Genomic DNA, 26,319 nt, shown 5'->3' with positions numbered 1-26,319 from the left:
TAAACGCTCTTCAACGGTTAATAGACGATTATCCCGCCGTAGCCTACGACGGCTTCATAATCACCGGAGGCTTCCCCGCTGGTCTGGTATTTGATGAGCTTGGCCTTCTTCGCGCCCAACTCCTTCGCGGCCACGAGCATGACGCAGACCGGGGCGTAACCGCACATTGAGATGCGGTATCTCCTTATCGCTCCGACGAGCGCCTCTTCGTCGAGGGCGATGATCGCCTCGATCGCCTTGCCGTCTTTCTCTTTTGCGGCCTCGAGCGGCTCGTAATGGGTCATGTCCGAGCTCGCGATGACCGTCGCCGGACGGCCGCTCTTCTTTATCGATACCGCGACGGCCCTGCCGATATCCCTGTAGACCTCAAGCCCGGCATCGGCCAGCACAAGAGGGACTATCTTCACATCCTCTTTAAGGGCCTGCAAAAACGGTATCTGGACCTCTACCGAATGCTCGTCCCTGTGGGCATCCTCATCTTCTTCCAGATGCCTTGAATTCGACAGGATGGCCTTGGCGAGAATTTCATCTATCTCGCAATCCCCGGAAGGCAGCTTCCATACGCCTTCGGTCATTATAGAAAAAGGCCTTCCTCTGCCGGTATGGTTAGGGCCCATCACAACACACGTCCCGGCCAATTCCACAGAGGATAATGTCGCCCCGGCAACCGCTCCCGAATACATATATCCCGCGTGGGGAGAGACGACGCCGATCGCCTTTATCTTTCCGGCGTCCCTGATTATGTATTTTTCTATCTCTTCGCTGAGGCCCGCCTTTGTGCCCGGGTAGAACTGACCGGCTACGGCAGGATTTCTGGTCATCTTATCTTACCTCCGGCCCCGCTTAACGGCTGGCTTTTTGCTTTCGCCGGTCCGGCTGCGGGCAGGATCATCACTTCATTGAGCCTGGAATCGATAAAATACCGTTTCGCGACCTGCATGACTTCCTGCGCGTCCACCGCTTTTATCATTTCGGGATATTTGAAAATGTCGTCGTAACCTATGCCGTAAAGCTCATCCAGCGCGGCCTTAAAGGCGACGTCGGAATTGACCTCGATCCCCCGGAAATACCCGCCAAGGAGGTCGCTCTTCGCGAGCTCCATCTCCTCCTGGGTCGGCCCCTCGGCCTTCAGGGACCTGATATGGCCTAATATTATGTTTCTGGCGTCCGGGATATTTTTAGGGGTGGTCGCCACATAAAACGCGTTGTAACCCGGATCGAGCCCGAATACGGAGAAAGAACCCAGTGTATACGAGAGTCCGAGCTTCTCCCTTATGTCCCTATAAAGCCTTCCGCCTTCGCGGCTGAGTATCGAATTTATCACGTCCAGGGCATACCTGTCCGGGTTCTTGACGTCAACGCCGGGGTAGCCGAGCATGAGGACCGCCTGCTCTTTATTCATCTCTTTTACGTCCTTGCGCGGCGCCAACTGTTCCTGCTCGTTTATCGTCACTATATCCTTAAAGGCGGTTTTTTTAAGGCTTCCAAATGCCTCTTCTACCCTCTTCTGCGTAGCCGCGTCTATGTCCCCGAATACGGAAACGACCATGTTCCCGGGAACGACATAACGTTTGTAATAATCCATGAGGTCTGCCCTGGTCAGGGCCGAGACCGGTCCCTTTTCACCCAAGTCAGGCATCCCGTAGGGATGGGATATGAATATCGTCTTGATCAATTCCTTTGAGGCCACGGCGAAGATATCGTCCTCCCGCGACCTTATAGCGGCGAGTTGCTGCTCTTTCGATATCTTCAGCTCTTTTTCCGGGAAAGCCGCGTTCTTCAGGATATCCGAGACGATACCAAGGGAAAGGCCGAAATCTTCTTTAAGGCATTTCAACGATATGCCGAATGAATTCTTGCCGCTGAAACCCCCGAACAGAATTCCGCGCGACTCGGTCGTCTCGGAGAGCCATTCGGCCGAACGCGACGACGTGCCTTTCACCAGGACGTCGGAGAATAGGCGCGATATCCCGTTCGTCTTCTCGTCTTCGGCCCTCACGCCGCCCTTAAAAACGACGCTCATCGAAACGACAGGAAGTGAACGGTCGACGTCAAAAAGCACGACCGCGCCGTTTTGCAGCACGACTTTACGGACATCGAATTCTTTCTTCGGCGTCCCCGCCGCCGGTTCCAAGACAGGCGCGCCCTTCTTCGGGACGAGAGTGACAACAGTCATATTCTCATCATTCAAATATTTCGCCGCCGCCTTCGAGATCCCGGCCGGCTTCACTGCGCCCAGGCCGTCTATATATTTCCGTGAAAAATTATAGTCCCCGGTAGAGGCGTAACCCGAGGCGTAATCATTCGCTTGCGCCCCGATGGATTCCTTGCCGTATATATAATCGGCCAGGACCGACCTTTTGACCTTTTCCAGTTCCCTGCCGCGCAGGGAATGAGCCTTTATCCTTTTTATTTCGGCGCGCACCTCTTTCAAAGCGGCGTCTATATTTCCCTCCTCAAGCCTCATGGAAACTACGAACAGCCCCGGGTCGAAAGGCGTATAATTAGACGACGACACCGCGTATGCCAGTTTCTTCTCTTTGACAAGAATGTTATATAACCTTGAGCTTTCCCCCTGCCCCAGAGCGGCGGCCAAAAGGTCCATGGGATATAAGTCTTTATCAGCGAGGCTTGTGGTGTGAAAAGCTATCAGGAGGTAGGAGAGCTTAAGCCCTTCTACCTGCGCATCGGCCCTCCTGACCGACATCTGCAGGGGCTCGGCCGGCTTTAGCGGTACGACGCCGGCCCTGCGCGGAAGTCTACCTAAAGTATTTTCGCACGCCCGGAGGGCGGCGGCTTCATCTATATCTCCGACGACGGAAAGGACGCAATTGTCCGGGGTATATTTCGACGCGTGGTACTCAACGAGGCCTTGCCTGCTTATCTGCCTTAAGAGGTCCTCATAGCCGATGACCGGATACCTGTATGGATGGACGAGATAAGCGGACTCCCATAACAGGTATGAGGCCCTTCTTGACGGTTCATCACGGCCCATCCTTATCTCGTTCAGGATCACGTCCTTCTCCTTTACGAACTCCGATTCGTCGAAAGAAGCGTTGAATACGAAATCAGACAGGAGCGAAAGCGCTTTATCCAGGTATTCGCTCTTGACGATGAGGTGGACTTCGGTGGTATCGTGGGAGGTCTGGGCGTTTATATATCCGCCGTAGGATTTTATGCGTCTTTCTATCTCGCCGACCGGCAGGCCGGCGGTCCCCTTGAAGAGCATATGCTCGACGAAATGGGATATTCCGCTCCCGGAAAATTTGCCTTCGGTCGCCGAGCCGGCTTTTATGATAAGACGGACCGCGGCGAGAGGGACCTTATGGGCGCTCTTGGTTATGACAGTCAACCCATTATCAAGGGTATGACTATGGACCGAGTCTTCGTATTGGTACCGAGGAGTGACGCCCGGGTGGAATATAAAAACTGCTGTGGCTATAAGACACAGCAGTATGAAAAGATATAAAATTCTCATGATGTCACGCTCTTAAAAGAGCCTAAAAACTGAATCTCTTTCTCTTATTCTTGAGCGCCTCCATCTGCTTTCTCTTCTTCTTGACGCTTGGCTTCTCGTAATGTTTGCGCGCCCTTATAGCTTTTAAGATCCCTTCTCTTTCGATCTTCTTTTTAAGCCGCCTCAGGGCCTTTTCCAAAGGCTCATTTTGGCCGACTTCTACCATAGGCATTAGTTATCATCCCTTTCTTGTGGATTTTCGTTAGTTCCAATATAACAGACGGTTATAATGTTGTCAAGAAAAATTGGGTTACTTGCGGGCAAAACTTATCTGGCAGGTGAAAACCACCTCCGAGAGCCGGACCTTTTCCGGGAAAACGGGAAAAGGCGAGGAATCCTTGACCGCCTGGAAAGCGGCCGCTCTCAGGATCCCGTCGTCGCTGGATTTTTCATCGATTATGCCGATCTCTTTTAACATTCCGGAAGAAGTGATGACAAAACGCACATATACGTCGCCCTCCCCTCCCGTCTTCCTGGTATCGATATTATCTATTATCCTGTCCCTGACGACCTGCGAGTAAGAAGGCGGTATAAAGCTAAGCCCGCGCGCCTCAACAGAAGCGTCGACAGAAGTGGTCGTCTCGATCTTCGGCACGAGCGGTTGTTTTATGACGATCCTGGAGGACTGCTCTGCCCCCGGGCTTTTTTTCGGGGGCGCGGCAGGAAGTTCTCCTTTTAATACCTTGGCTTCGCTCTTCTTCGCTTCCGGGGCCGCTTTCGGGAGCTCCGCGGAAACTAGTTTTTGCGGCGGCGACACCTCGGGCAGGGACTCTGACCTCCTTGACGGCGCTTCCTGTTGCTTGGCCGGCGGCTGTTCCCTGGATTTAACATATGTCACCTCGACGTCGCCGGAACGCATCCTATCCGTAAAGAAATTCCGGTAGAAGGGCCAATTACTCAATAACAATATGTGGATGACGACGGAGAATATCAGCGCTATTAAAAGTTTGTTGTCCTTCTCCGCCGCGTAATCAAAATTCACCCCTTATACCCCCGTTTATCGCGAAACCCGGCATCGGGTAACCAAGCGCCAACTGGTAACTCCTGTTGAATATATTATCAATAGAAACGAAAGTAGTCAAATTATTGTTTATCTTGTAGGAGGCATCGAGGTATGCGACGAAATTCTTCTTCAGGAAAGCGGTGTTCGCGGTATCGGTATATCTCCTGCCGAGCGACTCGCCGTAAAACCTCACGTCCCATTTGTCGTATTCCAGAATCAGGCCCATGTCGAATTTGTTCTTCGCCCTGTATATAAGGTACCTGTCGAGGTCAACGTCCATCGCGTTCAGGTAACTGTAACCGAAGTCGAATTTCAGGCTCTTGGTTAAAGGTACCACGGTCTTAAATTCGACCCCATCTATCTTCGCCGAGGAGATATTGGAAGGCCTCCAGACAAAATCGTCGCCCGGCGCCCAGTCTATCAGGTCTTTCAACTTATTGGTGAAATATGTCGCGCTCAATTGGAGGCCGCTCTTATAGCCGAGGTCGAATCCCCCTTCCCACGACCAGGATTTCTCGGGCCTGAGGTTGGGGTTCCCCTGAGTGAACCCGTCGAACGGCCAATAGAGGTCGTTGAAAGTCGGCGCGCGGAACCCTTTCGCGTAATTGACCCTAAGCTTCGAGTATTCGCCTATTTTATACGCGGCGCCGGCGCTGGGCGAGACCGTCCCCTTGAAATTCGAATAATCGTCATCCCTGAAACCGAAATTCACCTCGAGATCCTTCCCGATAGAGAACTCGTTCTGCACGAACGGCGAACGGACGATGTTCTTGTGTTTCCCGACGAGAGTAGCGTCCACCCGGTTCATCTTCCCGTCGAAACCCGCGATCACCTTGTAACAATCGAAGAATTTCTGCGAATATTGGACAAGCATGCCCCTCGTGCGGGCGCTGGCGGCGTCGCTGGAGAACGGGTTTGTGGAATTTATGAAGACGAGTTTGTCGTTGTTCTGGTAGGCCCTAAGGCTTATCTCGCTCTCCTCGAATAATTTCGCCGTCCAGCCTAGGTCGTAATAATTCTTGTAATTGAGCTGGAAATTGTCAAGCGTCGGAAAGAAGATTGAACCAGGCGCCCCGCCCTTATCCTGGAAATAACCGGTATTGAAAAATATCCTGTTATCCTCCCCGGCCTTATAATCGAGCCTTGCCGTCCAGTTATGCGAGCGGTATTCCGAATTGTCCCTGCTGCCGTGCGTCGAATCGTATGAATAATTAAAATAATAGCCGAAATCATTTATCGTCGCGGATGTCGAGAGCGAATCATGGAGGGTCTGGTTATTGCCGAAACTCGATTCTATGACGGTTTTGGGCTTTTTAGAGGGCTTTTTTGTTATTATATTGACCACGCCTCCTATCGCGCTCGAGCCGTATACCGCGGAGGCCGGCCCCTTAATGACCTCTATCTTCTCGACCGAATCGATCGGGATAGCGTGGAGTTCGGCCTGGCCTGTCCTCGAGTCGGTGATCGGCCTGGAATCTATCATGATCAGCACCTGTTCGGCGCTGGAACCGCGCAGCCTTATCGTTTTGAGGGCGCCTTCCGACCCGTAATCTATGGATTGGGACGAAGTGAGCCTGCCGACCGGCTCTGAGACGTTCTCATAACGGACCGTTGAAAGGTCGTGTTTATCTATGATATCCATGCTCCGGGAAACCGTGCCGTAACTCTGCTCTGTGCCGAGCGGCGTGACCACTATCTTTTCAAGTTCGACGTTCGCTGTTTCCTCGCAGCGGGCTGACGGGATCAACATAAACGTGGACAATACGACCAAAATAATCCTTGAAAAATACACCATCTTAAACTCCTTTTAAATAATACCTCGTTCAACTCCCTGAGGTAGTCTAAGAACTTGACAGCGCACGCCGGTAGGTCTTCTGGCTATCCCGCCCTTTTGGCCCCCTTCCCATTCCGAAGCCTCGGAACAGTGGAATAAACTGCCAAAAGGATCTCCTTTTCTTTTACGAAAAGGGCGTGACTACAGCGGCAGGCACCGCGCCTTTTTCGGCTTCCCTATTAAGTCAAAGCGCCTGCGTGCGATAAATCCCAATGCAATACTTGGATCAGGCCCCCTTTCTTTTAATCCTCGGCGCGAGCAGGACATACGGCTTGCCGCTGACGGGATTATCTCTAACTACAACAACTGTCTTGTATACTTTCTCTATCAATTCATAACTGATGACTTCTTTCGGCTCGCCGATCGCGGCGACGCGTCCGCCGTCCATAAGCATCAGCGTGTCGCAATATTCCGACGCCAGGTTGAGGTCGTGGAAGACCGCGACGATGGTGATACCCCCGCGCTCGCTCAAGTCCTTTATCAGGTCGAGTATCTGGACCTGGTGCGATATGTCGAGATGCGATGTCGGCTCATCGAGAAATATCATGCGCGGTTCCTGGGCAAGAGCCCTGGCGATGAATATCCTCTGCCTCTCTCCTGCGCTGATCTGGTCTATCTGGCGGGATATGAGCCCGGAGCAGTCGGTCATCTCTATCGCGCGCCGGACCGCCTCAAGGTCTTTATCCGATTCGCCCTTTAGCGGATGGAGATACGGGAACCTGCCCATCATCACTATTTCAAGGCACGTAAACGGGAATATTACGCCGGATTCTGAGGAGACGAACGCCACAGACGCCGCGAATTCCTTCATCGGCATCCTGTATATGTCTTTCCCGTCGATGGTTATCGTGCCGGCTGCCGGATGCAGGACGCGGCTTAACATCCTCAAAAATGTCGTCTTCCCAGCGCCGTTCGGGCCGATAATGCCGATGAAACTGCCGCTTGTGGTTGAGAAGGAAATATCTTTTATAACCGGCTCTCTGCCATAACCGCCTGTCACCGACTCGGCCTTAAGAATCGTCATCTGGCCCTCGACCTCTTCCTCAATAAGTACAAAAAGAACGGCCCGCCGCATAAAGCCGTTATTACTCCTACCGGCACCTCGGCCGGGAGCATCACCATCCTGGCGATAAGATCGCAGAAGATAAGGAACGCGCCTCCGGCGACGAACGATACGGGTATGACAGCCCTGTGATTGGCGCCTATCACTAACCTGACAAAATGGGGCACTATCAGCCCGACGAAACCTATCATGCCTGCCGCGGATACCGCGGCGCCGGTTATGACCGACGCTATGATGAACAATCGTTTTTTCGTCTTCTCGATATCGACCCCGAGGTGCGCAGCTTCCTCTTCCCCGAGCGAAATGGCGTTAAGCTCCCTCGAATTAAGCGCCGCGAGGATGACCGCCGTGATAACTATTATCATCACCGACAAAAGCAGGTTCATATCGAATATCTGGAGATTGCCGAGCAGCCACCATATTACGCTGTGCAGGTACTCCTTCTCCGAGAACGATACGAGGAAGATCACGACAGACGAAAACACGGCTCCGACTATGACGCCGGTCAACAAGAGGTTCTGTACCGGTATCCTCCCGTTGACCTCTGATATCCTGTATACAATAAAGAACGCGGCAACCGCTCCCATGAAAGCCCAGACAGGAAGGGCGCTTAAGCCCAGGAAATGCTGCATGCCCAATAAGATAGTCGAGATTACCGCGCCAAGCGCCGCGCCGCTCGAGATGCCGAGGACATACGGCTCGCATAAAGGATTGCGCATAAGCCCCTGCAATATCACGCCTGCCACCGAGAGCCCGCCGCCGACGGTCAACGCGAGCAATATCCTTCCGGCCCTGAGGCCAAGTATGCGCTTGTCCATATCGGTAAGCGCGGAGAGGAAACCGACCTTTGCCGCGCCGAAATAGACCGAGACCGCGGCGGCCGCGACCAATATTGCGGCCGCGATAATAAAGGCCCTATGCCCCCTTTTTCTTGATGTCTGTGACTCCTGGCGCACTTCCATGGGTTACTTGTAGAACCTTTCGTTCAATCGGACGACGGCATCCGCAAGCCGCGGCCCTGGCCTGAACAGGATATCCGGCTCGATATCATCATAAACCCTGCCCTTTCTTACTGCCGTTATCTTGTCCCAGCCGAACCTCTTCGAAAGAGACTCTGCCGCGCCTTCTCCCTTTACCATATAGCCCAGTATTATCACGTCCGGGTCGCGTTTGACGATCAATTCGGGACTGAACTGCGAGAACGGCCTCGGCGCGTCGTAAGTTATATTGACCCCGCCGGCGACCGTTATCATCTCGTCTATAAAGGACCCTTTGCCCGCGGTCATGATCGGGTCGTACCATATCTCGAAATACACCTTCGGCCGTTTATCCGGCTCTACCGGGGCGACTTTTGCAGAGACGGCCGATACGGTCTTCTTCATTTTATTCATCAATGAAACCGCCTCAGTGTCTTTCCCGCACGCTTTGCCTATCGCGAGGATAGAATCATACAACTCCCGGAAATTCTTCGGGTCTGATACCATTACCCGGAGCCCTAATGTTTTCAATTTCCCTACGGCCTGCGCCTGTTCCAGGCCTGTGGCGAGGATGATATCGGGCTTAAGGATGAGTATCTTCTCTATATTAGGTTCGCTGAAAGAGCCTATCTTCTCCTTGCTCTTAACCTCCGGCGGATAATCGCAATAAGTGGAGACCGCGACGAGATCATCCTCCAGGCCCAGGGCGCAGGCGATCTCAGTAGTGGCAGGCGCGATAGATATGATCCTAACCTGTCCCGCTGCGGCATGCCGGCAGATAAAAAGAAGCATAAACGCCACAATAATGATCTTTCTCATATCAATGCTACGGCAAGCGCGAGAGCCGTTATCTCCATTATCTCCCCCAGCGCGCCCATCGTGTCCCCTGTTATCCCTCCGAATTTCCTGAAAAAATAAATGTCAAACGCCAAAATGACGCAGCAGGCCGAGGGTATAAAGACGAACGCTTTTAACCTGAATATAAGGAAGAAGACTATTGCCGCGGCGAGAAACGCAACCGCGATATTCCTCTTCTCCAGGCGCCCGGCGAATTTCTTTCCCAGGCCGTCCGTATCTCTCGCGTAAGGATAGAGCGCGCTTGAAGCGACGAACGATGTCCTGCTTAAAACCGCCATCGCTATCAATGCCCCCTCGATCACCCCCTCAGGAAGCGAGATAAGAAGCGAGTATTCCGCGATAAACAAAAGTACGACAGAGGCGAGCCCGACCGCTCCGGGCCTGCCTTCTTTCATTATCTCCAGCATCCTCTTCCTGCCGGCGCCGCTGGCTATCGCGTCGAAAGTATCTATGAAACCGTCTATGTGGAGCCCGCCGGATATAACGACGTTTATTATCATTACGAAAGCGCATACGGCCGCATGCGGCAAGAACGGGATCAGGATATTATATGACAGCGCGAGAAGGGCGCCTGCTAAAAGCCCGACCAGCGGGAAATATGCCATCGAGCCGGCAAGGTCTTTATCGGTTATCTCGCCTTTTACCTTTACGGGTATAGACGTTAAAAATTGCACCGCAACCAGGAATCGTTTCACTTCTCCTCCGAAACTCCCGCTTCGCCGAATGTCGCCATTTCGTTCAATACCTTCACTGACGCCTCGATTATGCCCATTGCGAGCGCCGCGCCTGTCCCCTCTCCGAGCCGCATATCGAGGTTCAGTAACGGCTTCTGGCCGATGCGCCTTAAAATGGCCAACTGCCCCGCCTCAACAGATTGGTGCGCGAAGAAGATATAATCTTTTACGGCCGGACAGATCTCAAACGCTATCAGGGCGCCGCAGGAAGCAATAAACCCATCAACCGCGACAGGCACCTTCTTCGATGCGGCGGCTAATATCACGCCCGCTATCCCGCCTATCTCGAATCCGCCCACCTTGGAAAGGATGTCTATGGGGTCTTTCGGGTCGGGCTTATGCAAAAACAGGCCCTTTTTTATGGCATCGATCTTACGGGCGTAAGAGGTGTCGTCTATGCCTGTCCCTCTGCCTGTCACCAGGGCGATATCTTCGCCTGTGACTGCGGCGACTATCGCACTCGACGAAGTGGTGTTCCCTATCCCCATATCCCCGACGCCGGCGAGCTCGATCTTTTCTTCGGCATAGGCCTCATTGAACGCTTCTATCCCGCCGGTTATCGACTTCAGGGCCTCTTCCCTTGTCATCGCGGGGACTTTGGCAAAATTCTTCGTCCCGTGGTTTACTTTTTTATCCTTAAAATTAGGCGCTTTATCCGCTTTTATCTTCCCCTTCACTCCCATATCTACGACGATGACTTCAGCCCCGGCGTCCCTGGCAAGGACATTTATCCCGGCGCCGCCCCTCAGGAAATTGTAGACCATCTGCGGGGTGACCTCCTGCGGATAGGCGCTGACGCCTTCCTCGCATATCCCGTGGTCACCGGCCATCGTGAATATCACTTTATTCTTTACCGAGGGTTTCAGGTTCCCGGTTATCGCGACGACGCGCGCGGCTATCTCCTCGAGCCGGCCAAGGCTGCCTTTCGGTTTAGTCAGGTTATCAAGGCGCACCTGCGCCTTGGCGTAAAAGGCGGCATCTACCGATTCGATCGCCTTTACGACCTCATCGATCTTTACTTTATCTGTAACGGTATTCCTGACACCAATAGACATACCCTGTCCGCCTCCTTGGCAGTTATCTGGTTTACTCGCCCCTGCAGGTCCCTAAACCTGCGGGACAACCTATTCTCGGGGACGATGCCGCTTCCGACTTCGTTAGTGACTATTATGGAAAGCCCGGCCTTCTTCCGCAGGGCAATTATTATTTTCTTTATTTCAGAATATATCTTCGCGTCAGTCAGGCCTTTGTGGATGAGATTTGATATGAAAAGGGTCAGGCAATCAAGGATTACTGTAATATTCTCCGCGGGCAGTGAATTGATCGCTTTAACGAGACGGATGGGCTCTTCTATGGTGGCCCAGGACTTGGAGCGGGACCTTTTGTGGGAGTTTATCCTCTTCTTCATATCGGCATCCAGCGCTTCGGCTGTCGCAATATAGAAGACCTTCGCGCCTGATGCCGCGGCGATAGTTTGCGCGTAAGAAGACTTGCCGGACCGGACGCCTCCGGTGACCAATACCAATTCAGACATTTTTGATCCCTCGATCTTCCCGGCGGAATATCTGCCGGGATGTTTGCTTCGCAAATAAAAAAACCTCATTCCTTTTGATGAAATGAGGTAATAAAAAAATTCTCCTCACCCTCGAAGGAATTTGAGCCCGTTTTTTGGGCCACCCTAAGCGCGATATCCTGACTCCCCCGCACCTTAAACTAAACCTTCCCGTTTTTAACAGTGGTCTTTTCCGAAAGAATCTTCTTCCGGTAGTCTAAGGCGCTACCTTACTTATCAGTAAGGTGCGGGGTTACAGTGGCGGGGCCGTGCCCGTATTTCACGGGCTTCCCGCGCTTAAAGCATCACTAAAATACCACTAACTAATTATAAATGCAAGAATTATTTTAGGGTAATTCTCGATCCAGCTCTTGGATGATCTCATCGGTTAGATCGGTCATCCTTGGAGCATCCCAAATGATCACCTGGCTGTTATTTCTACCCATTTGAGCGTCGATGACCAGCGCGTATTTTCCGGAATATCGATTCTTAATAAACCTTGTCAGTGCCCTCCTGTGATCAGAGCTCCTGTAGCTCATCGCATTTCGTATTGCGTTGAGCTTGTTATTTATGGACTGGATCTTAGTTTGAAGGATCGCTAACTTGCTATCGTCATTTTCCCTTACGCACTCAATGAGTGCTTGATCGAGTGTTTTCCGCAGCTTTAGCATCTCGGCCTTAACCTCATCGTTCGCGTTCATAAATACGAGTCGTTGGTATCCGACTTCATTCTGTATCTGATTTAGATCGACCGATGCTACGGCAGAGACCTCGCCTGCCAGTAGGCTACCCGACAACAAACAGCCTATTACCGTTAACACCGCCATTATTACACTTTTCATTTTTCCCTCCATTTGTCTGTATATGGGACGTTTCATTCTCCAGCTACCTGACGACCAGTCAATCGGCTCGCTCGGGCTTTCTTTATTCCTCGTCCCGCAACGGCGGGACTGCGGCATAAACCGCCTCTTCGCTCGCCAGATTGCCTGGTCGTCATATCAACTATAAATTTCCCCTCCCCCTTTTTGTGTGATGATAATTAAGTATACTGTCACCGTAATTTTTTTTCATCTTCGTATTCCTTTCTTGAGAACACATAATATACGAATTCGTGATTAATAGGTTCCTGTCCTACTCTGGTATCATTATAACGCCCAAATCGCCTACTTCAAGCACAAAAACCACCGCCAGCTTCCACAGTTTGAAGCGGCTTGTGTGTTTTGAGCTTAATATACGGCGCGGAGGTTTTGTGGGTTGAGCAGGGCTTCCTTGGTCCGAGCGAGCCGATTGACCGGGAGTCACAGTAATTTAATCTTCCTGCCACCCGTATTTGCCCACAAGCGGCACGAAGGTGCATCCGCAGATACTTTCCTGCGTGGTCTCGCCCTGGTTCTTCCTGATGAGCAAGAGTTCCTGGCTGAACGCCCCGCCGACCGGGATCACCATTATCCCTCCCTCGGCTAACTGCTCTACGAGAGGCGCGGGGACCGACGGCGCGCCGGCGGTAACGATTATCCCGTCATAGGGGGCAAATTCGTCCCACCCTTCGGTGCCGTCGCCTACTTTTATCTTTATATCCTTATAACCGAGCCCGTCCAGGAGTTCCCGCGCCTTTTGCGCCAATGTGTCATACCGCTCGACCGAATAGACTTCCGCGGCTATCTCACGCAATATCGCCGCCTGGTAACCCGAGCCGGTACCTATCTCAAGCACTTTTCCCCCGTCTTTAAGCTCGAGGCATTGCGTCATCAGGGCAACCATATAGGGCTGGGAGATCGTCTGGCCCTCGCCTACAGGCAGAGGATAATCGGCATAGGAGTTTTCGAGGCTTTTACCGGATGTAAAGAGGTGGCGCGGAACTTTCCTCATGGCAGCCAAGACCGCCGCATCTATTATCCCGCGCGGTATCAGCTGGCTTTCAACCATTTCATTCCTGAAGATTAAGTCGTCGTCCTGCTCTTTCATTTTTTGAAGGCCGTTTTTATTATGAAGGATAAGAAACGGAGGGTATCTACGAACGGGTGTATCTGGCTCTTCTCTCCCCCATAGATGGACTTTATGGGAATGGATGCGATCCTGAACCCCGCCTTCGAGGCGCCTATCAGGAGCTCCGACTCTATCTCGTATTTATCTGTAGTAAGAGGCACAGCTTTCAGGACTTCCGCCTTTATGAGCCTGTAGCCGCACTGCGTATCCGGCATTCTCTGGCCCGCGATCAGGGAAATGAAACTCGACATCACCCAATTGGTGACCTTTCTCTTGAGCGGCATGCCTTTAGGATCTCCCATCCTGTTCCCGAGGATAACGGCCGCGCCGCTTTTTTCGGCTGCCCTGACGAAACCTTCCAGCTCGCCCGGGTGGTGTTGTCCGTCGCCGTCCATCGTTATAACAAAATCGCAGCCTTTTTCCAGGGCTTTCTTGAAACCATCCCTCAGCGATACGCCCTTGCCGAGGTTCTTCGGATGGCAGATGACATCGGCGCCTGCTTCCTTTGCCTCTTCCTTGGTCTTATCGGCCGAGCCGTCGTCTACCACTATGCAATCGAGGCCCTTGGCCTTGACCTCTCCCGCGATATGGCCGATACGCATCTCCTCATTAAACGCGGGAATTATTACGCAGCCCCGCAGCGGCGGGATTTCACCTCTCACAGCCAGAACCTCCTGAACATATACCACTGGGACGGGTATCTTCTTATGTAATCCTCGATGACCTTTACGCAAAGGCCGGTGACTTCCTTCTCATCCGCTTCGCGGTCCCCCGTGGCGCGGTATGATATGGGTTTATCAAATCTCAGCTCGAAGGTATCATCCGGCATCCTGAATAAAAAACCCGGCACTATGGGGGCGCCTGTTTTAACGGAAAAAGCCGCCGGGCCCTTCGGGATCAATGTCTTCTTCCCGAAGAAACCGGTTATGATGCCGTGTTTTGAAAAATCCCTGTCTCCCAGCAAAGCCAGCACCTCCCCCTTCTTCAGGGCTTCAAAACAATTCCTCAGGACCGACTTGACAGATATGACTTGTACTCCCGTACGCGCCCTTTGCCCTATGAAAAAATCATTTATCAACTTGTTATCGTGGTCAAGCGCCACGACATTCAACCGGTAACCTAAAAGGGATATCACCGCGCCGCCCAATTCGTAGTTCCCGATATGGGCCGATAGCGCTATGACGCCCTTGCCCATTTTAAGGGCTCCGTCGAGGTTCTCCCTGCCCATAACCTTTACCTTCTCGGCCAGGAATCTTTTATCGACCTTCTCGAACCGGAAAAAATCTGCCAGGTATTTGGCGAAATTAACGAAAACTTCCTTCGCGAGCCGCGCGATCTCCTTCTCTTCCTCGTCCGGGAATATGGCGCGCAGGTTGCCGTATACTATAAGGCGGTCTTTCCGCGAGAGGGCATACTGCAGCCTGGCAAAAAAGGCCGCGACGAAGTATGCGGCCTTGAGCGGCAGGGCCATTGCCAGGAATTGCCCCAGCCTGTATATCAGGAATTCGCGCATTCGAGTATCAGCCTCGCTATGTCGGTTGATGACCGCGGTTTCGCTATCCGCCGGGCGTTTCCGCGCATATGTTCGAGCTTCGACTTATTGACCAGGAGCATCTCCGTAAGAAGGGCCGCGTCCGCGGCGCTGTCCGCCTTAACGGCGGCGCCCTCGCTTGTCAGATACTCGGTATTCTTGGCCTCCTGTCCCGGTATCGGGTTCAATATTATTATCGGCAGTTCCTTCGAAAGGGCTTCGGATATCGTAAGCCCGCCCGGTTTCGTCACTATAAGAGTCGAGACCGACATCAGCTCGGTGACTTCGGAGGTGAAACCGTAGACAACCATCTTGAACCTTAGCAACCGTTTCTTCCTCTCCAGCCAGTCGAAAAGCCGCTTATTGCTTCCGGCCACGACGATCAGCTGGAGGGGGCACGAGATCCTGTTCAGCTCGTTCACGAGTTCCGCGAGCGGTCCGAGCCCCTGGTTGCCGCCCATTATCAAGACCGTCGGCAATCCCGGATTAAGCCCGAGTTTCTTCCTTACGACCTCGTCATCGACATTCTCGGTAAACTTCGGGTCTATCGGGATGCCGTAATCCTTTATCTTTTCCCTGGGGATGCCGTGTTCAATCAGTCTTTTTGTCGCCGCCTCGGAATTGACGATATAATGATCGACCGAATCGAAGAACCAGTAGGAATGCGGGTAGCAGTCGGTGAGCACGCCGATAAGCGGCACTTTCAACCCGAATGACGTCTTATAATCCGCGATCATCCCGCAAGGGAACGCCTGGGTGCAGGCGATGACGTCCGGCTTGAACTCATCGAGGAGGATCTTCAGTTTCCCGGAATTGAACTTATGTATGGAATCGCGCAATCTCCCCAGGCTCCGGAAGACTTTCGGGTTGTCGTAGAGGTATTCCCAGACTTCAGGCTTGTTCTTTATCACTCCCAGGTAGGTCCTGTTTATGACTTTCTCGACGAGCGGGTTCGTGTAATTGAAGGAGTTTACGGCAAGGATCTCCGCTTCGGGAGCCAGGAGCCGCAGCGCCTTCTCGATGGCCAGCGCGGCCCTCTGGTGGCCGGAGTTGACCGAGATATAAAGCAACAGGACCCTTTTCTTCGCCGACATAGGCCTCCAATGAAATACGCCCGCCGTTATCCTGGCGGGCGTATCGTATGGCAACTTAAAGAATGCGTTTAGTCTTTCTTCTCCAGGAGTTTCTTTATCCTGTCGACGGCTATCTTAAGTTTGTCTTCGGGTTCCACGAGGGCGAACCTCACGAAACCTTCTCCGAATTCTCCGAAGCCCGTCCCCGGGGAAGATACGACGCCCGCTTCCTCTACCAGAAGCGCGCAAAATTCCATAGATGTAAGAGCGTTGTACTTGGGAGGGATGTGGGCCCAGACATAAAAAGTCCCTTGCGGCTTGTCGATCTCCCAGCCGGCCTTGTTAAGCCCGTCGACAAAGACATCCCTTCTCTTCTTATATGTCGCAACGAGTTCCTTTACGCAGTCCTGAGGGCCGGTCAACGCCTTTATAGCGGCGTATTGTATCGGCCGGAAAAGGCCGAAGTCTATGTAGCTCTTTGTCTTTTCAAGGGAGCGTATGATATTGGAGTTTCCGACGACCGTGCCTATCCTCCACCCCGCCATGTTATACGACTTGGACAGCGTGTGGAACTCCACGCATTTATCTTTAGCCCCTTTTACCTGGAGTATGCTCGGGGCAGGCGGCCCCTCAAAGACAAAGTCAGAATAGGCGTTGTCGTAAGCTATTATTATATCCTTGTCTTTGGCCCAATCGACGACGCTTTCAAGATAAGCCAGGTCGGCGACAGCTGTGGTGGGATTATGCGGATAGCTCAGGAAAAGTATCTTGGCCATCCTGGTTATCTCCCGGCCGAGGCTCTTTAAGTCCGGCTTGTACCCGTTCTCCTTGCTTATCGGCAAGCTGTATAATATGCCGCCGGCCATGATCGGCCCGTTGAAATGCACGGTATATCCCGGGCTCGGCACTATAGCTATATCGTCGTTGTTGAGGAACGTGAGGCATAAGTTCGCGATGCCTTCCTTAGACCCTATAAGCGGCAGGACTTCCGTCCTCGGGTCGAGGTCGACGTTGAACTTTTTCTTGTACCAATCCGCTATCGCTTTCTTGAAGGCATTTTCGACGTCTCCTGTAGGCCTCGAATAGCGGTGGTTGATGACGTGCTTGGTCTGCTCGCATAATTCATCCACTATATGGCGGGCCGGCGGCAGGTCGGGACTGCCCATGCCGAGGTCAATGACCTCGGTACCCTGGGCCTTAGCCTTCTCTTTCAGCTCGTCAAGGATAGTGAAAAGATACAGCGGTAATCTTTTAAGCCTGTTAGCTTCGTGCATCTAATTTACCTTATTCCTCCTCTTCAAAAAGCGCTTCTTCCTCTTCGATATTGGCGAGCACTTCTCCGACCTCGACAATATCACCCTCTTCAAAATAGACTTCGGTCAGTACCCCGGAGCACGGAGCCGGCACGTTGATAGCGGACTTGTCCGTGGCGATCTCCACAAGGTCTTCGCCTTCCTCTATCCTGTCTCCTTCCTCGAAATGCCAGTAAGATATGGTGGCTTCCCGGGCCCCTTCTCCGACTTCAGGCAATATGACTTTTGCCATATCCTCCTCCTTGACCCAAAATTGACTTAACAGGTTGAATGATAGGAACTCCTGACAAACGGTCCTGAGCTCACCCTTGTAAAGCCTAAATTATACGCTATTTCCTCGTATTTTTCAAACATTTTTGGAGATATAAATTCACGTTCCTCTGTCTTGCCCGGGGACGGCTTCAGGTATTGCCCGAGAGTGATAATATCACACCCTGCCCATCGCAGGTCCTTCATCGCTGAGACCACTTCATCCTCTGTCTCGCCGAGGCCGAGCATGAGGCCGCTCTTGGTAGGTATGCCGCCGCGCGATATATCCCTGGCTTTCCCCAATACGGTAAGCGAAAGATCGTAATCGCTTTTCGGCTTGACGGCTTTATGGAGCCTCCTGACCGTATCGAGATTATGCGCGAAGACATCTATCCCCGCTCCGCATACCTTATCGATATGCTCCGCCCGCCCCTTGAAATCCGGGACAAGGACCTCTATCTTTACGCCGCTTAATCTTTCGCGCAGGTATCCGACAGTCGCGGCATAATGCGCCGCTCCCCCGTCCGGGAGGTCATCCCTTGTGACCGATGTGACGACGATATAGTTAAGGTTTAATTTCCTGGCGGCCTCGTAAACTTTCGAAGGCTCTTCCGGGTCAGGCGCAGAAGGGATCCCATCATTTACCGCGCAGAATCTGCACCCTCTCGTGCAGGTATCGCCGAGAATTATAAAAGTCGCCGTGCCCCTGCCGAAGCATTCGCATAAATTAGGGCATTTGGCGCTTTCGCAGACGGTGTTGACCGAAGAATCCCTGAGCAATTTTCTTGTCTCTTCTATCTTCGGCGAGGATACGATATCCCTTCTAAGCCAGCGGGGCTTGGCTATCATTTCGGCTGCCTCAATATATTTGCTGCAGCCTCCTGGACCGCCTCGGAGAAAGCCGGATGCGGTTGGACGACATCGGCCAGGTCTCTTAGGGATAGCCCGCCCTTTATGGCGACGCTTATTATGCCAATGAGTTCCGACGCGTTATAGCCCAAAATCTGCGCCCCTAGTATCTTGCCTGTCTTTTTGTCGGCCGTCAACTTTACAAAACCTTCCGTTTCCCTCTGGGCAAGGGCCCTTCCCGATCCCGCGAAGAAAGCGCGGCCGGTTACCGCCTCATATCCTTTATTCCCCGCCTCATCTGGGTTCAGGCCTACGCTCGCGGCCTCCGGGAACGAATAGACGCAAACGGGCATTATTCCGTAATCCATCGCCGCCTCTTTCCCGAGTGCGTTTCGCGCGGCGGCCTTTCCCTCGGCCGTCGCGGCGTGCGCGAGGTTATATCTTCCGATGCAATCGCCGACGGCGAAAATATCATGCGCCGTCGTCCTTAAATATTTGTCGACGGTTATGCGGCCGTCTTTTACGGCAATTCCGGATTTTTCCAATCCCATTCCGCCCGTATTCGGCGAACGGCCCACTGAGATCAAAATAATTTTAGAGGAAATTTTTCCGATATCCGGCGAAGCAACGCCGGTTATCACCTCTATGCCTTTTTTCTTAAATATGCCTTCAAGCCTGTTCGAAAGGTCCTTATCTTCCCTCGGCAATATCCGCTCCATCATCTCTATAATGGTAACTTTGGAGCCAAGGGCCGAGAAGAAAGACGCGAATTCGCATCCTATGGCGCCGCCGCCGATTATCGTGATATCCTCAGGCATCTTATCGAGGCCGAGTATCTCTTCGGAATAGAACACCCTTTTTTTGTCCGACTTGGCCGTCCTGAGCGCTTTCGGCGCGGATCCGGTCGCTATAATAAAAGTGCTCGCGGATATCTTTTCTCCGCCGGCCGTTACCGTCCCTTTATCCTCAAAAACCGCCTCGCCTTTTATTATATCCACCCTCCTGGCCTTTAGCGATTGGTCGAGCTGGTCCTTCAGGCGGGCCACTATATCGGAGGAGCGGTGGCGTATGGAAGAAAGGTCGAAGTCAAAATTTTTTGACGTTATTCCGAATTCGGCTGAACGCTTGAATTCATCGTAAAGAAAAACGGACTTTAAACGGGCCTTTGTCGGGATACAGCCCCTGTTCAGGCATACGCCTCCGATCTCATCCCTTTCGATGAGCGCAACCGCCGCTCCCAGGGATGAGGCCTCGAGCGCCGCGGCCGTGCCGCCGGGCCCTGCGCCGATGATACATATATCGTAGTTTTTCATGGGAAGATATTCCGGCGGGTTAGAGCGCCTTTATTATCGCGTCTGCCATCTGCCGTGTGCCGACCGCGGTCGGGTCGCCGCGTTCCGCCTTCAGGTCGTAAGTGACGAATTTTCCGTCGGAGATCACCTTCTTCACGGCGTTCTCCAGCCGTTCGGCGGCATTCTTCTCGCCTATATGGCGCAGCATCAACACTCCGGAAAGGATCATAGCGGTGGGATTAACCTTGTTCATGCCTTTATATTTAGGCGCGCTGCCGTGCGTCGCCTCAAAGACCGCGCAATTATCGCCGATGTTCGCGCCCGGGGCCAGACCCAGCCCGCCGACAAGCCCTGCGCAAAGGTCCGATATTATGTCGCCGTACAGGTTGGGAAGGACAAGAATATCATATTCCTCCGGCCTCTGGACGAGCTGCATGCAGATGTTATCGACGATCCTGTCCTCGAATTCCACTTTTCCCGCGTATTTAGCGGCGACTTCCCTCGCTGTCGCGAGGAACAACCCGTCGGTCGCCTTCATGATATTAGCTTTATGTATGCAGGTGACCTTCTTCCTGCCGTTCTTTACCGCGTATTCAAAAGCGTATTTCACTATCCGTTCCGAGGCGAACTTCGATATCGGTTTTATGCTTATCGCGGAATCCTCCCTTATCTTCTTCTTCGACAGGGAGTTGATGTCATCTATGATCTTTTTGCAGTCAGGCGTTTTCTGTTCGAATTCCACGCCCGCGTAAAGGTCCTCGGTATTTTCACGGACTATGGTTATATCGACTTTTTCGTAACGGCTCCTTACCCCTTTATATGATTTGCACGGTCGCAGGCAGGCGTATAATTCCAGGGCTTTCCTGAGCTCAACGTTTACGCTGCGTATTCCGGTGCCGACAGGCGTCGTGATCGGCCCTTTGATGGCAACCTTATTCTTCCTGATGGAAGCAAGGACGTGCTCGGGAAGCGGCGTGCCGTATTTCTCCATGACGCCTATACCCGCGTCGAATGCCTCCCATTCGATATCGACGCCGGTCGCTTCTATGCAGCGCTTTGCCGCATCCGAGAGTTCCGGCCCTACGCCGTCGCCGGGTATGAAAGTGATCTTGTGTCCCAAGATATCTCCTTTATTCCCTGGCCTTAAGCCAGTTATCCAGCCTGTCGAGGCCATTCTTGATATCGTCGAGGCCGGTCGCGAAACTCAGCCTTATGTGGGTATCCCATCCGAACGGCTCGCCCGGGATGACCGCCACCTTTGCCTCTTCGAGGAGCGTTTTCGAGAAATCGAGAGAGCCCATCTTCGTCTTCGATATGTCGCAGAAGACATAAAATGCGCCTTTAGGCTTTACGCAGCTGATATTCTTCATCCGGTTGATCCTGTCGACCATATAATCGCGCCTCTTTTTGAATTCCTCGACCATCTCCGCGACGCACTTCTGGTCGCCCTTTAACGCCTCGAGCGCCGCCTTCTGCGCGAACGAAACGGGATTTGAGGTCGAGTGGTCTTGAAGGCGGCCTACGGCCGCCGACAATTCTTTCGTCGGCGCGGCCAGGTAACCGATGCGCCAGCCGGTCATCGAATAAGACTTGGACATACCGTTCACCGTGAAAGTGATGCCATACGCTTCTTTACTAAGAGAGGCGAACGAGATATGTTTCTCGCCGTCGTATATCAATTTCTCGTATATCTCGTCCGAGATCACTGTTATTTTATTATTGATCAGGATATCCGCTATGCCTTCGGCGTCGGACCTGTTATAGACGCATCCGGTGGGATTGGACGGGCTGTTGAGGACGAATGCGGCCGTCTTTTTCGTGATAGACTTCTTCAGGGCGTCGGGCTTAACTTTAAACCCGTCGCTCTGTTTCGTGTCCAGGATGACAGGCCTCCCGCCGGCAAGTTTTACCATCTCGGTATAGCTCACCCAATACGGCGAAGGGATGATCACTTCATCCCCCTCGTCGCAGATCGCCTGGAATATATTATAGAGAGAGTGTTTTGCGCCGCACGAGACTACGATCTGGGAAGGTTCATAGGAGAGGCCGCTGTCGTTCAGGAATTTCTCGCAGATAGCTTTTTTTAGCTCGGGGATCCCCGAAGACGCGGTATATTTAGTGAAACCGCCCTCGATGGCCTTTATCGCGGAGGCTTTGATATGGGAGGGTGTATCAAAATCCGGTTCGCCGGCGCCGAAGCTTACGACGTCTTCGCCCTTAAACTTCATCTCCTTGGCTTTGGCGGTGATGGCGAGCGTAGGAGATTCTTTGACTTTCTCAATACGTCTTGAGATCTTCAAGGTTATCCCCTCTTAATATATACCCGCCTTAGCGGATTACTTGGTCCTGCCCCTGAAGAACTTGCGGAGAGTCCCGACAAAACCGCCGGCCGGCGCCTTATGGGTCGGCGTTTTATGTATCTCCTTCTCCTCTTTCTTAGGCGGGATATTCTTTTCGTGCGCCGCTTCTTTAGGCTTTTCCGGAGCGTGGGGACCGGTTCCTTTTGCGGGAGTCTTTTCCGCCGCGGACGGTTTGGCCTCGGCCGGTTTCTCTTTCTTATGCTTTACCTTAGGAGCGACGACTTTCTTCTCCGTCAATTCAAGTATCGAAAGCTCGGCATTGTCGCCCTTCCGCTTCCCAAGGTGGATTATCCGGGTATATCCGCCTTTCCTGTCCTTAAAAAGCGGCGCGATCTCCTTAAATAGCTTCCCGACAAGGGTTTCGTCCCTCAAAACAGAGAAAGCCCTTCTCCGGGAGCTGAGATCGTCCTTTTTGGCGGTCGTTATGAGCTTCTCGGCGAACCTTCTCGCCTCTTTCGCCTTTTGGGTCGTGGTTGTGATGCTCTGGTAGATGAAAAGCCCCTTCACGAGATTATTCATCATCGAATCTCTTTCGGGCTTGTTCCTGTCGAATTTCTTGTTCAGTTTTTTATGGCGCATGGTTGTATACCCGTTATTCCTTCTTCAGTAACTTTTTATCGACTTTCATGCCGAGGCCCAAACCCATCCCGGTTATGATCTCTTTTATCTCCGCCAGGGATTTCTTGCCGAAATTCCTGTACTTGAGCATCTCCGCCTCATTCTTCTGGACGAGTTCTCCGATCGTCTTTATCTTCGCTTCCTTGAGGCAGTTGGCGCTCCTCACAGAAAGCTCGAGCTCCGAGACAGGCATCCTGAGCTTCGTATAGAGCTCTTCGTCGACCTTGATCTCTTCCTCGACTTCCTCTTCCGGAAGTTTCCCGTAATCGAGGAATATCTCGAGGTGTTTCTCGAGTATGTGGGCCGAATATAGCAACGCGTCTTTCGGCGTCACGCTTCCGTTGGTCCATATCTCCAATATGAGCTTGTCGTAATCGGTTATCTGGCCAACGCGGGTATTTTCCACCTCAAAGTTGACCTTCACGATAGGGGTAAATATCGAGTCGACCGGTATTACCCCGATCGGCTGGCCTTCCCTCTTGTTCTTCTCGGCCGGATAATAACCCCTTCCCCTGCCTACTTCCATCTCGACGTGGAACTTGGCGTTCTTCGTCAGCGTGGCGATATGCAGTTCGGGATTAAGTATCTCTATCGTCTCGTCATGGATTATGTCCTTCGCCTTCACGTCGCCCTTGCTGTCGGCCTTGATCTCGATGACCTTGGGCTGCCTTGAATGGGAGCGCAGGACGAGTTTCTTTATATTCAGGATTATCTCCGGTATATCTTCCGAGACGCCGGGCACGCTGGAAAACTCGTGGTGGACGGAATCTATCTTGACAGAGGTCACCGCGCTTCCCTCTATCGAGGAAAGCAGCACCCTCCTTAAAGCGTTGCCGAGCGTAGTGCCGTAGCCGCGCTCAAAGGGCTCTGCGGTGAACTTTCCGTAGGTATCCGAATAGCTCGCGTCATCGCAAGCCAACTTCTTTGGCATTTCAAAATCTTTCCAGGCAATACCCATATTATTTTCTCCTCTTACTTCGAATACAACTCGACTATTAATTGTTCTTGGATGGGGAACCCGATATCTTCTCTGGACGGGAGCTTGACGATCTTTACCTCAAGGCCGTTTGCGTCGACCGTCATCCACTTAGGGATGCCCCTGTCCTTCGTAAGCTCGATGTTGCTCTTTATATGTTTTACGATACCTTCCTTGCTCTCTATCTTTACTGTATCTCCGACCTTTACCGAATACGAAGGTATGTCGGTCCTGCGGCCGTTTATCTTCACATGGCCGTGCGCGATGACTTGGCGCGCGTCGGCGGTGGAATTAGCGAGGCCTGAACGGAACAATGCGTTATCGAACCTTCTCTCAAGTAATTGCAGCAGGATCTCACCGGTGACGCCCTTAGATTTATTCGCCGTCTTGAAGTAATTCCTGAACTGCTTCTCAAGGACTCCGTAGATCCTCTTGAGCTTCTGCTTCTCCCTCAGCTGAAGGCCGTAATCGGACAGCTTGATCCTGCCCTGGCCGTGCTGGCCCGGCGCGTACTCGCGGCGGGAGATCCCGCATTTCGGCGTATAGCAGCGCGTGCCTTTGAGGAAAAGCTTGGAGCCCTCCCTCCTGCATAGCCTGCATACGGCATCCTTGTATTTCGCCATTTACTATACTCTCCTTCTCTTCGGCGGCCTGCAGCCGTTGTGTGGAATAGGCGTGACATCTTTTATTAACGATATCGCCAGGCCGGTCGCTTGCAGCGCGCGTATCGCGGATTCTCGTCCGGCGCCGGGGCCTTTTACGTAGACTTCGACTTCCTTTACGCCGTGTTCCATGGCTTTCTTTGCGGCAACTTCCGCAGCCACCTGCGCGGCGAACGGCGTCGACTTCTTCGATCCCGCGAAGCCGCTTCCGCCGCTTGACGCCCAGCAGATGGTATTTCCCGACTTATCGGAGATCGTGACGATCGTATTATTGAAAGTCGCCTGGATATGCGCTATCGCGTTCGGTATGTTCTTGGCGACCTTCTTCTTTGTTTTTTTCTTCTTAGGCTTATGCTCTTCTTCCTTCTTCTCTTCTACCATATTATGCTCCCGGCTTGGTCTCTTTCTTCTTTAAGGTGACCGCCATCCTGCGCGGGCCTTTCCTTGTCCTTGCGTTAGTCTTTGTCCTTTGGCCGCGCGTCGGCAGGCCCCTCTTGTGCCTGATCCCCCTGTACGAGCCGATGTCCATCAACCTCTTTATATTCTGCGCGATCTCTCTCCTCAGGTCTCCCTCGACCTTATATTCCTTCTGCAGGATCGTCGTTATGCGCGACACCTCTTCGTCGGTAAGGTCCTTGGCGCGCACATCGGGATTGATGTTCGCCTCCTTGAGGATCTTCCTCGAGAGCGCCCTGCCTATCCCGTAGAGGTAACAGAGAGAGAACTCTATCTTTTTTTCCTTCGGCAGATCGATACCTAAAATCCTCGGCATTACGTCCTCCTAAATTATCGGCCTAACCCTGGCGCTGCTTGTGTTTCGGGTTAGCGCAGATCACGTAGATTATTCCCCTTCTTTTTACTATCTTGCACTTCTCGCATATCTTCTTTATGCTTGAACGGACTTTCATATTATTTCACCCTGAAAGTTATCCTGCCCCTGGTTAAGTCATACGGCGAAAGCTCGAGCTTTACCCTGTCGCCCGGAAGGATGCGGATGAAGTTCATCCTCATCTTGCCGGAGACGTGGGATAACACCTTGTGGCCGTTGTCGAGCTCCACGCGGAACATCGCGTTCGGCAGCGCCTCAAGCACCACGCCCTCTACTTCTATAGCTTCTTCTTTCGCCATTCCGTCAATATCTCCGGCCCGTTATCGCCTATATAAACCGTGTGTTCAAAATGGGCCGACAGCTTCCTGTCTTTCGTCACGGCTGTCCACCCGTCCTCCAATATCTCTACCCTGTGTGTCCCGGTGTTGACCATCGGCTCTATCGCGAGTACCATCCCCGCCTTTAGCCTCGGCCCTGTGCCCGGCGCGCCGTAATTTGGGATCTGCGGATCCTCGTGCATCTTCGTGCCGATGCCGTGCCCTACGAATTCGCGCACAACCGAGAACCCGTTATTCTCGACATGTTCCTGGACCGCGCTCGATATATCACAGAGCCTTTTGTCCGGACGGGCATTCTCTATCCCCTTATAAAGGGACTCTTCCGTCACGGTGATGAGTTTACTCGCCTCTTCGGAGATCCCGCCTACCGGGAACGTCATCGCGGCATCGCCGAAATAACCGTTTAATTTGACGCCTATATCCAAGGCGATTATATCGCCTTCTTTCAAGGTCTGTTTCCCCGGGATGCCGTGGACCACGGTCTCATTCACCGACGTGCATATATTCGCCGGAAATCCTTTATATCCCTTAAAGGCGGAAACAGCCCCTCTCGCCTTAATATATTCTTCGGCAAGGATGTCCAATTCTGCCGTCGCCATACCCGGTTTTATCTTCGAACCGAGATGTTCCAGGGTATCTGCGACGATCCTGCAGGCCGCTTCGATCTTCTCGACCTCGGCCCTGGACCTTAGCATTATCATCTGC

The 26,319-nt window shown here is 52.7% G+C and carries 30 protein-coding genes and 2 riboswitches; all 30 genes read right to left on the bottom strand.

Annotated elements, in window-relative coordinates; translation table 11 throughout:
* Positions 1-17: 17 nt before the first annotated feature.
* Positions 18-821 carry an AmmeMemoRadiSam system protein B gene (gene amrB / locus PHO67_00800; GenBank protein MDD5545686.1) on the bottom strand — a complete coding sequence of 268 codons (804 nt, stop codon included), beginning with the start codon at positions 819-821 and terminating at the stop codon, positions 18-20.
* Positions 818-3,478, bottom strand: a complete 2,661-nt coding sequence (locus PHO67_00795) for a pitrilysin family protein (GenBank protein ID MDD5545685.1) — start codon at positions 3,476-3,478, stop codon at positions 818-820. Before PHO67_00795 ends, amrB begins: the two co-directional genes overlap by 4 nt.
* Positions 3,479-3,500: 22 nt before the next feature.
* Positions 3,501-3,689: a 30S ribosomal protein S21 gene (gene rpsU / locus PHO67_00790; protein ID MDD5545684.1), complete on the bottom strand. Its 189-nt coding sequence runs from the start codon at positions 3,687-3,689 to the stop codon at positions 3,501-3,503.
* A 78-nt stretch (positions 3,690-3,767) separates the two neighbouring features.
* Positions 3,768-4,499, bottom strand: a complete 732-nt coding sequence (locus PHO67_00785; protein ID MDD5545683.1) for an energy transducer TonB — start codon at positions 4,497-4,499, stop codon at positions 3,768-3,770.
* On the bottom strand, positions 4,489-6,315 hold the full coding sequence (locus tag PHO67_00780; protein MDD5545682.1) for a TonB-dependent receptor: 1,827 nt from the start codon (positions 6,313-6,315) through the stop codon (positions 4,489-4,491). Before PHO67_00780 ends, PHO67_00785 begins: the two co-directional genes overlap by 11 nt.
* A gap of 51 nt (positions 6,316-6,366) precedes the next feature.
* A riboswitch (cobalamin riboswitch) is annotated at positions 6,367-6,566 on the bottom strand.
* A 14-nt stretch (positions 6,567-6,580) separates the two neighbouring features.
* The gene (locus PHO67_00775; protein MDD5545681.1) at positions 6,581-7,378 is read right to left on the bottom strand and encodes an ABC transporter ATP-binding protein; all 798 of its coding nucleotides are present in this window, start codon (positions 7,376-7,378) and stop codon (positions 6,581-6,583) included.
* Entirely contained in the window at positions 7,375-8,379 is a 1,005-nt protein-coding gene (locus tag PHO67_00770; protein ID MDD5545680.1) for an iron ABC transporter permease, read from the bottom strand. Before PHO67_00770 ends, PHO67_00775 begins: the two co-directional genes overlap by 4 nt.
* Before the next feature lie 3 nt (positions 8,380-8,382).
* The gene (locus PHO67_00765; GenBank protein ID MDD5545679.1) at positions 8,383-9,213 is read right to left on the bottom strand and encodes a cobalamin-binding protein; all 831 of its coding nucleotides are present in this window, start codon (positions 9,211-9,213) and stop codon (positions 8,383-8,385) included.
* Positions 9,210-9,947 (bottom strand): adenosylcobinamide-GDP ribazoletransferase, encoded by a 738-nt coding sequence (gene cobS / locus PHO67_00760; protein ID MDD5545678.1) that lies wholly within the window; start codon positions 9,945-9,947, stop codon positions 9,210-9,212. The genes PHO67_00765 and cobS overlap by 4 nt, the downstream gene beginning before the upstream one ends.
* Positions 9,944-11,041 (bottom strand): nicotinate-nucleotide--dimethylbenzimidazole phosphoribosyltransferase, encoded by a 1,098-nt coding sequence (gene cobT, locus PHO67_00755; protein ID MDD5545677.1) that lies wholly within the window; start codon positions 11,039-11,041, stop codon positions 9,944-9,946. Before cobT ends, cobS begins: the two co-directional genes overlap by 4 nt.
* Positions 11,002-11,520 (bottom strand): bifunctional adenosylcobinamide kinase/adenosylcobinamide-phosphate guanylyltransferase, encoded by a 519-nt coding sequence (cobU, locus tag PHO67_00750; GenBank protein ID MDD5545676.1) that lies wholly within the window; start codon positions 11,518-11,520, stop codon positions 11,002-11,004. Before cobU ends, cobT begins: the two co-directional genes overlap by 40 nt.
* Positions 11,521-11,649: 129 nt before the next feature.
* Positions 11,650-11,881: riboswitch (cobalamin riboswitch) on the bottom strand.
* 4 nt (positions 11,882-11,885) lie between these two features.
* Entirely contained in the window at positions 11,886-12,380 is a 495-nt protein-coding gene (locus PHO67_00745; protein ID MDD5545675.1) for a hypothetical protein, read from the bottom strand.
* A gap of 466 nt (positions 12,381-12,846) precedes the next feature.
* Positions 12,847-13,503 (bottom strand): protein-L-isoaspartate(D-aspartate) O-methyltransferase, encoded by a 657-nt coding sequence (locus tag PHO67_00740; GenBank protein ID MDD5545674.1) that lies wholly within the window; start codon positions 13,501-13,503, stop codon positions 12,847-12,849.
* Positions 13,500-14,186 carry a glycosyltransferase family 2 protein gene (locus PHO67_00735; GenBank protein MDD5545673.1) on the bottom strand — a complete coding sequence of 229 codons (687 nt, stop codon included), beginning with the start codon at positions 14,184-14,186 and terminating at the stop codon, positions 13,500-13,502. Before PHO67_00735 ends, PHO67_00740 begins: the two co-directional genes overlap by 4 nt.
* Complete coding sequence (locus PHO67_00730; protein MDD5545672.1) at positions 14,183-15,037, bottom strand: lysophospholipid acyltransferase family protein; 855 nt, start codon at positions 15,035-15,037, stop codon at positions 14,183-14,185. The genes PHO67_00735 and PHO67_00730 overlap by 4 nt, the downstream gene beginning before the upstream one ends.
* On the bottom strand, positions 15,022-16,149 hold the full coding sequence (locus PHO67_00725; protein ID MDD5545671.1) for a glycosyltransferase: 1,128 nt from the start codon (positions 16,147-16,149) through the stop codon (positions 15,022-15,024). Before PHO67_00725 ends, PHO67_00730 begins: the two co-directional genes overlap by 16 nt.
* 68 nt (positions 16,150-16,217) lie before the next feature.
* Positions 16,218-17,402 (bottom strand): aminotransferase class I/II-fold pyridoxal phosphate-dependent enzyme, encoded by a 1,185-nt coding sequence (locus tag PHO67_00720; GenBank protein ID MDD5545670.1) that lies wholly within the window; start codon positions 17,400-17,402, stop codon positions 16,218-16,220.
* Between the two features lie 10 nt (positions 17,403-17,412).
* Positions 17,413-17,673, bottom strand: a complete 261-nt coding sequence (locus PHO67_00715) for a biotin/lipoyl-binding protein (GenBank protein MDD5545669.1) — start codon at positions 17,671-17,673, stop codon at positions 17,413-17,415.
* A 26-nt stretch (positions 17,674-17,699) separates the two neighbouring features.
* Positions 17,700-18,539, bottom strand: coding sequence for a lipoyl synthase (gene lipA, locus PHO67_00710; GenBank protein MDD5545668.1), 840 nt, complete (start codon positions 18,537-18,539; stop codon positions 17,700-17,702).
* Positions 18,536-19,852, bottom strand: coding sequence for a dihydrolipoyl dehydrogenase (gene lpdA / locus PHO67_00705; protein ID MDD5545667.1), 1,317 nt, complete (start codon positions 19,850-19,852; stop codon positions 18,536-18,538). The genes lipA and lpdA overlap by 4 nt, the downstream gene beginning before the upstream one ends.
* Before the next feature lie 19 nt (positions 19,853-19,871).
* Complete coding sequence (locus PHO67_00700; protein MDD5545666.1) at positions 19,872-20,951, bottom strand: isocitrate/isopropylmalate dehydrogenase family protein; 1,080 nt, start codon at positions 20,949-20,951, stop codon at positions 19,872-19,874.
* Between the two features lie 10 nt (positions 20,952-20,961).
* On the bottom strand, positions 20,962-22,131 hold the full coding sequence (locus PHO67_00695) for a pyridoxal phosphate-dependent aminotransferase (protein ID MDD5545665.1): 1,170 nt from the start codon (positions 22,129-22,131) through the stop codon (positions 20,962-20,964).
* A gap of 36 nt (positions 22,132-22,167) precedes the next feature.
* A complete protein-coding gene (gene rplQ / locus PHO67_00690; protein ID MDD5545664.1) occupies positions 22,168-22,770 on the bottom strand; it encodes a 50S ribosomal protein L17 in 603 nt (200 codons plus the stop codon).
* A gap of 13 nt (positions 22,771-22,783) precedes the next feature.
* The gene (locus PHO67_00685; GenBank protein ID MDD5545663.1) at positions 22,784-23,767 is read right to left on the bottom strand and encodes a DNA-directed RNA polymerase subunit alpha; all 984 of its coding nucleotides are present in this window, start codon (positions 23,765-23,767) and stop codon (positions 22,784-22,786) included.
* 14 nt (positions 23,768-23,781) lie between these two features.
* A complete protein-coding gene (rpsD, locus tag PHO67_00680; GenBank protein ID MDD5545662.1) occupies positions 23,782-24,408 on the bottom strand; it encodes a 30S ribosomal protein S4 in 627 nt (208 codons plus the stop codon).
* Positions 24,409-24,411: 3 nt separating this feature from the next.
* Complete coding sequence (rpsK, locus tag PHO67_00675; GenBank protein MDD5545661.1) at positions 24,412-24,828, bottom strand: 30S ribosomal protein S11; 417 nt, start codon at positions 24,826-24,828, stop codon at positions 24,412-24,414.
* Position 24,829: 1 nt separating this feature from the next.
* Complete coding sequence (rpsM, locus tag PHO67_00670; protein MDD5545660.1) at positions 24,830-25,219, bottom strand: 30S ribosomal protein S13; 390 nt, start codon at positions 25,217-25,219, stop codon at positions 24,830-24,832.
* Between the two features lie 22 nt (positions 25,220-25,241).
* Positions 25,242-25,355 carry a 50S ribosomal protein L36 gene (rpmJ, locus tag PHO67_00665; protein MDD5545659.1) on the bottom strand — a complete coding sequence of 38 codons (114 nt, stop codon included), beginning with the start codon at positions 25,353-25,355 and terminating at the stop codon, positions 25,242-25,244.
* Position 25,356: 1 nt separating this feature from the next.
* Positions 25,357-25,575 (bottom strand): translation initiation factor IF-1, encoded by a 219-nt coding sequence (gene infA / locus PHO67_00660; GenBank protein MDD5545658.1) that lies wholly within the window; start codon positions 25,573-25,575, stop codon positions 25,357-25,359.
* A complete protein-coding gene (map, locus tag PHO67_00655; GenBank protein ID MDD5545657.1) occupies positions 25,554-26,315 on the bottom strand; it encodes a type I methionyl aminopeptidase in 762 nt (253 codons plus the stop codon). Before map ends, infA begins: the two co-directional genes overlap by 22 nt.
* Positions 26,316-26,319: the final 4 nt, after the last annotated feature.

The sequence above is a fragment of the Candidatus Omnitrophota bacterium genome (assembly GCA_028716565.1).
Taxonomy (GTDB): domain Bacteria; phylum Omnitrophota; class Gorgyraeia; order Pluralincolimonadales; family Pluralincolimonadaceae; genus Pluralincolimonas.
The sequence above is the reverse complement of the archived record's forward strand: the minus strand, read 5'-3'. Positions and strand labels throughout refer to the sequence as shown.

Coding starts and splice junctions, on each gene's coding strand:
- amrB (MDD5545686.1), bottom strand. CDS start 821: ATGACCAGAAATCCTGCCGTAGCCGGTCAGTTCTACCCGGGCACAAAG.
- PHO67_00795 (MDD5545685.1), bottom strand. CDS start 3,478: ATGAGAATTTTATATCTTTTCATACTGCTGTGTCTTATAGCCACAGCA.
- rpsU (MDD5545684.1), bottom strand. CDS start 3,689: ATGCCTATGGTAGAAGTCGGCCAAAATGAGCCTTTGGAAAAGGCCCTG.
- PHO67_00780 (MDD5545682.1), bottom strand. CDS start 6,315: ATGGTGTATTTTTCAAGGATTATTTTGGTCGTATTGTCCACGTTTATG.
- PHO67_00775 (MDD5545681.1), bottom strand. CDS start 7,378: ATGACGATTCTTAAGGCCGAGTCGGTGACAGGCGGTTATGGCAGAGAG.
- PHO67_00770 (MDD5545680.1), bottom strand. CDS start 8,379: ATGGAAGTGCGCCAGGAGTCACAGACATCAAGAAAAAGGGGGCATAGG.
- PHO67_00765 (MDD5545679.1), bottom strand. CDS start 9,213: ATGAGAAAGATCATTATTGTGGCGTTTATGCTTCTTTTTATCTGCCGG.
- cobT (MDD5545677.1), bottom strand. CDS start 11,041: ATGTCTATTGGTGTCAGGAATACCGTTACAGATAAAGTAAAGATCGAT.
- cobU (MDD5545676.1), bottom strand. CDS start 11,520: ATGTCTGAATTGGTATTGGTCACCGGAGGCGTCCGGTCCGGCAAGTCT.
- PHO67_00745 (MDD5545675.1), bottom strand. CDS start 12,380: ATGAAAAGTGTAATAATGGCGGTGTTAACGGTAATAGGCTGTTTGTTG.
- PHO67_00740 (MDD5545674.1), bottom strand. CDS start 13,503: ATGAAAGAGCAGGACGACGACTTAATCTTCAGGAATGAAATGGTTGAA.
- PHO67_00730 (MDD5545672.1), bottom strand. CDS start 15,037: ATGCGCGAATTCCTGATATACAGGCTGGGGCAATTCCTGGCAATGGCC.
- PHO67_00725 (MDD5545671.1), bottom strand. CDS start 16,149: ATGTCGGCGAAGAAAAGGGTCCTGTTGCTTTATATCTCGGTCAACTCC.
- PHO67_00720 (MDD5545670.1), bottom strand. CDS start 17,402: ATGCACGAAGCTAACAGGCTTAAAAGATTACCGCTGTATCTTTTCACT.
- PHO67_00715 (MDD5545669.1), bottom strand. CDS start 17,673: ATGGCAAAAGTCATATTGCCTGAAGTCGGAGAAGGGGCCCGGGAAGCC.
- lipA (MDD5545668.1), bottom strand. CDS start 18,539: ATGATAGCCAAGCCCCGCTGGCTTAGAAGGGATATCGTATCCTCGCCG.
- lpdA (MDD5545667.1), bottom strand. CDS start 19,852: ATGAAAAACTACGATATATGTATCATCGGCGCAGGGCCCGGCGGCACG.
- rplQ (MDD5545664.1), bottom strand. CDS start 22,770: ATGCGCCATAAAAAACTGAACAAGAAATTCGACAGGAACAAGCCCGAA.
- PHO67_00685 (MDD5545663.1), bottom strand. CDS start 23,767: ATGGGTATTGCCTGGAAAGATTTTGAAATGCCAAAGAAGTTGGCTTGC.
- rpsD (MDD5545662.1), bottom strand. CDS start 24,408: ATGGCGAAATACAAGGATGCCGTATGCAGGCTATGCAGGAGGGAGGGC.
- rpsK (MDD5545661.1), bottom strand. CDS start 24,828: ATGGTAGAAGAGAAGAAGGAAGAAGAGCATAAGCCTAAGAAGAAAAAA.
- rpsM (MDD5545660.1), bottom strand. CDS start 25,219: ATGCCGAGGATTTTAGGTATCGATCTGCCGAAGGAAAAAAAGATAGAG.
- rpmJ (MDD5545659.1), bottom strand. CDS start 25,355: ATGAAAGTCCGTTCAAGCATAAAGAAGATATGCGAGAAGTGCAAGATA.
- infA (MDD5545658.1), bottom strand. CDS start 25,575: ATGGCGAAAGAAGAAGCTATAGAAGTAGAGGGCGTGGTGCTTGAGGCG.
- map (MDD5545657.1), bottom strand. CDS start 26,315: ATGATAATGCTAAGGTCCAGGGCCGAGGTCGAGAAGATCGAAGCGGCC.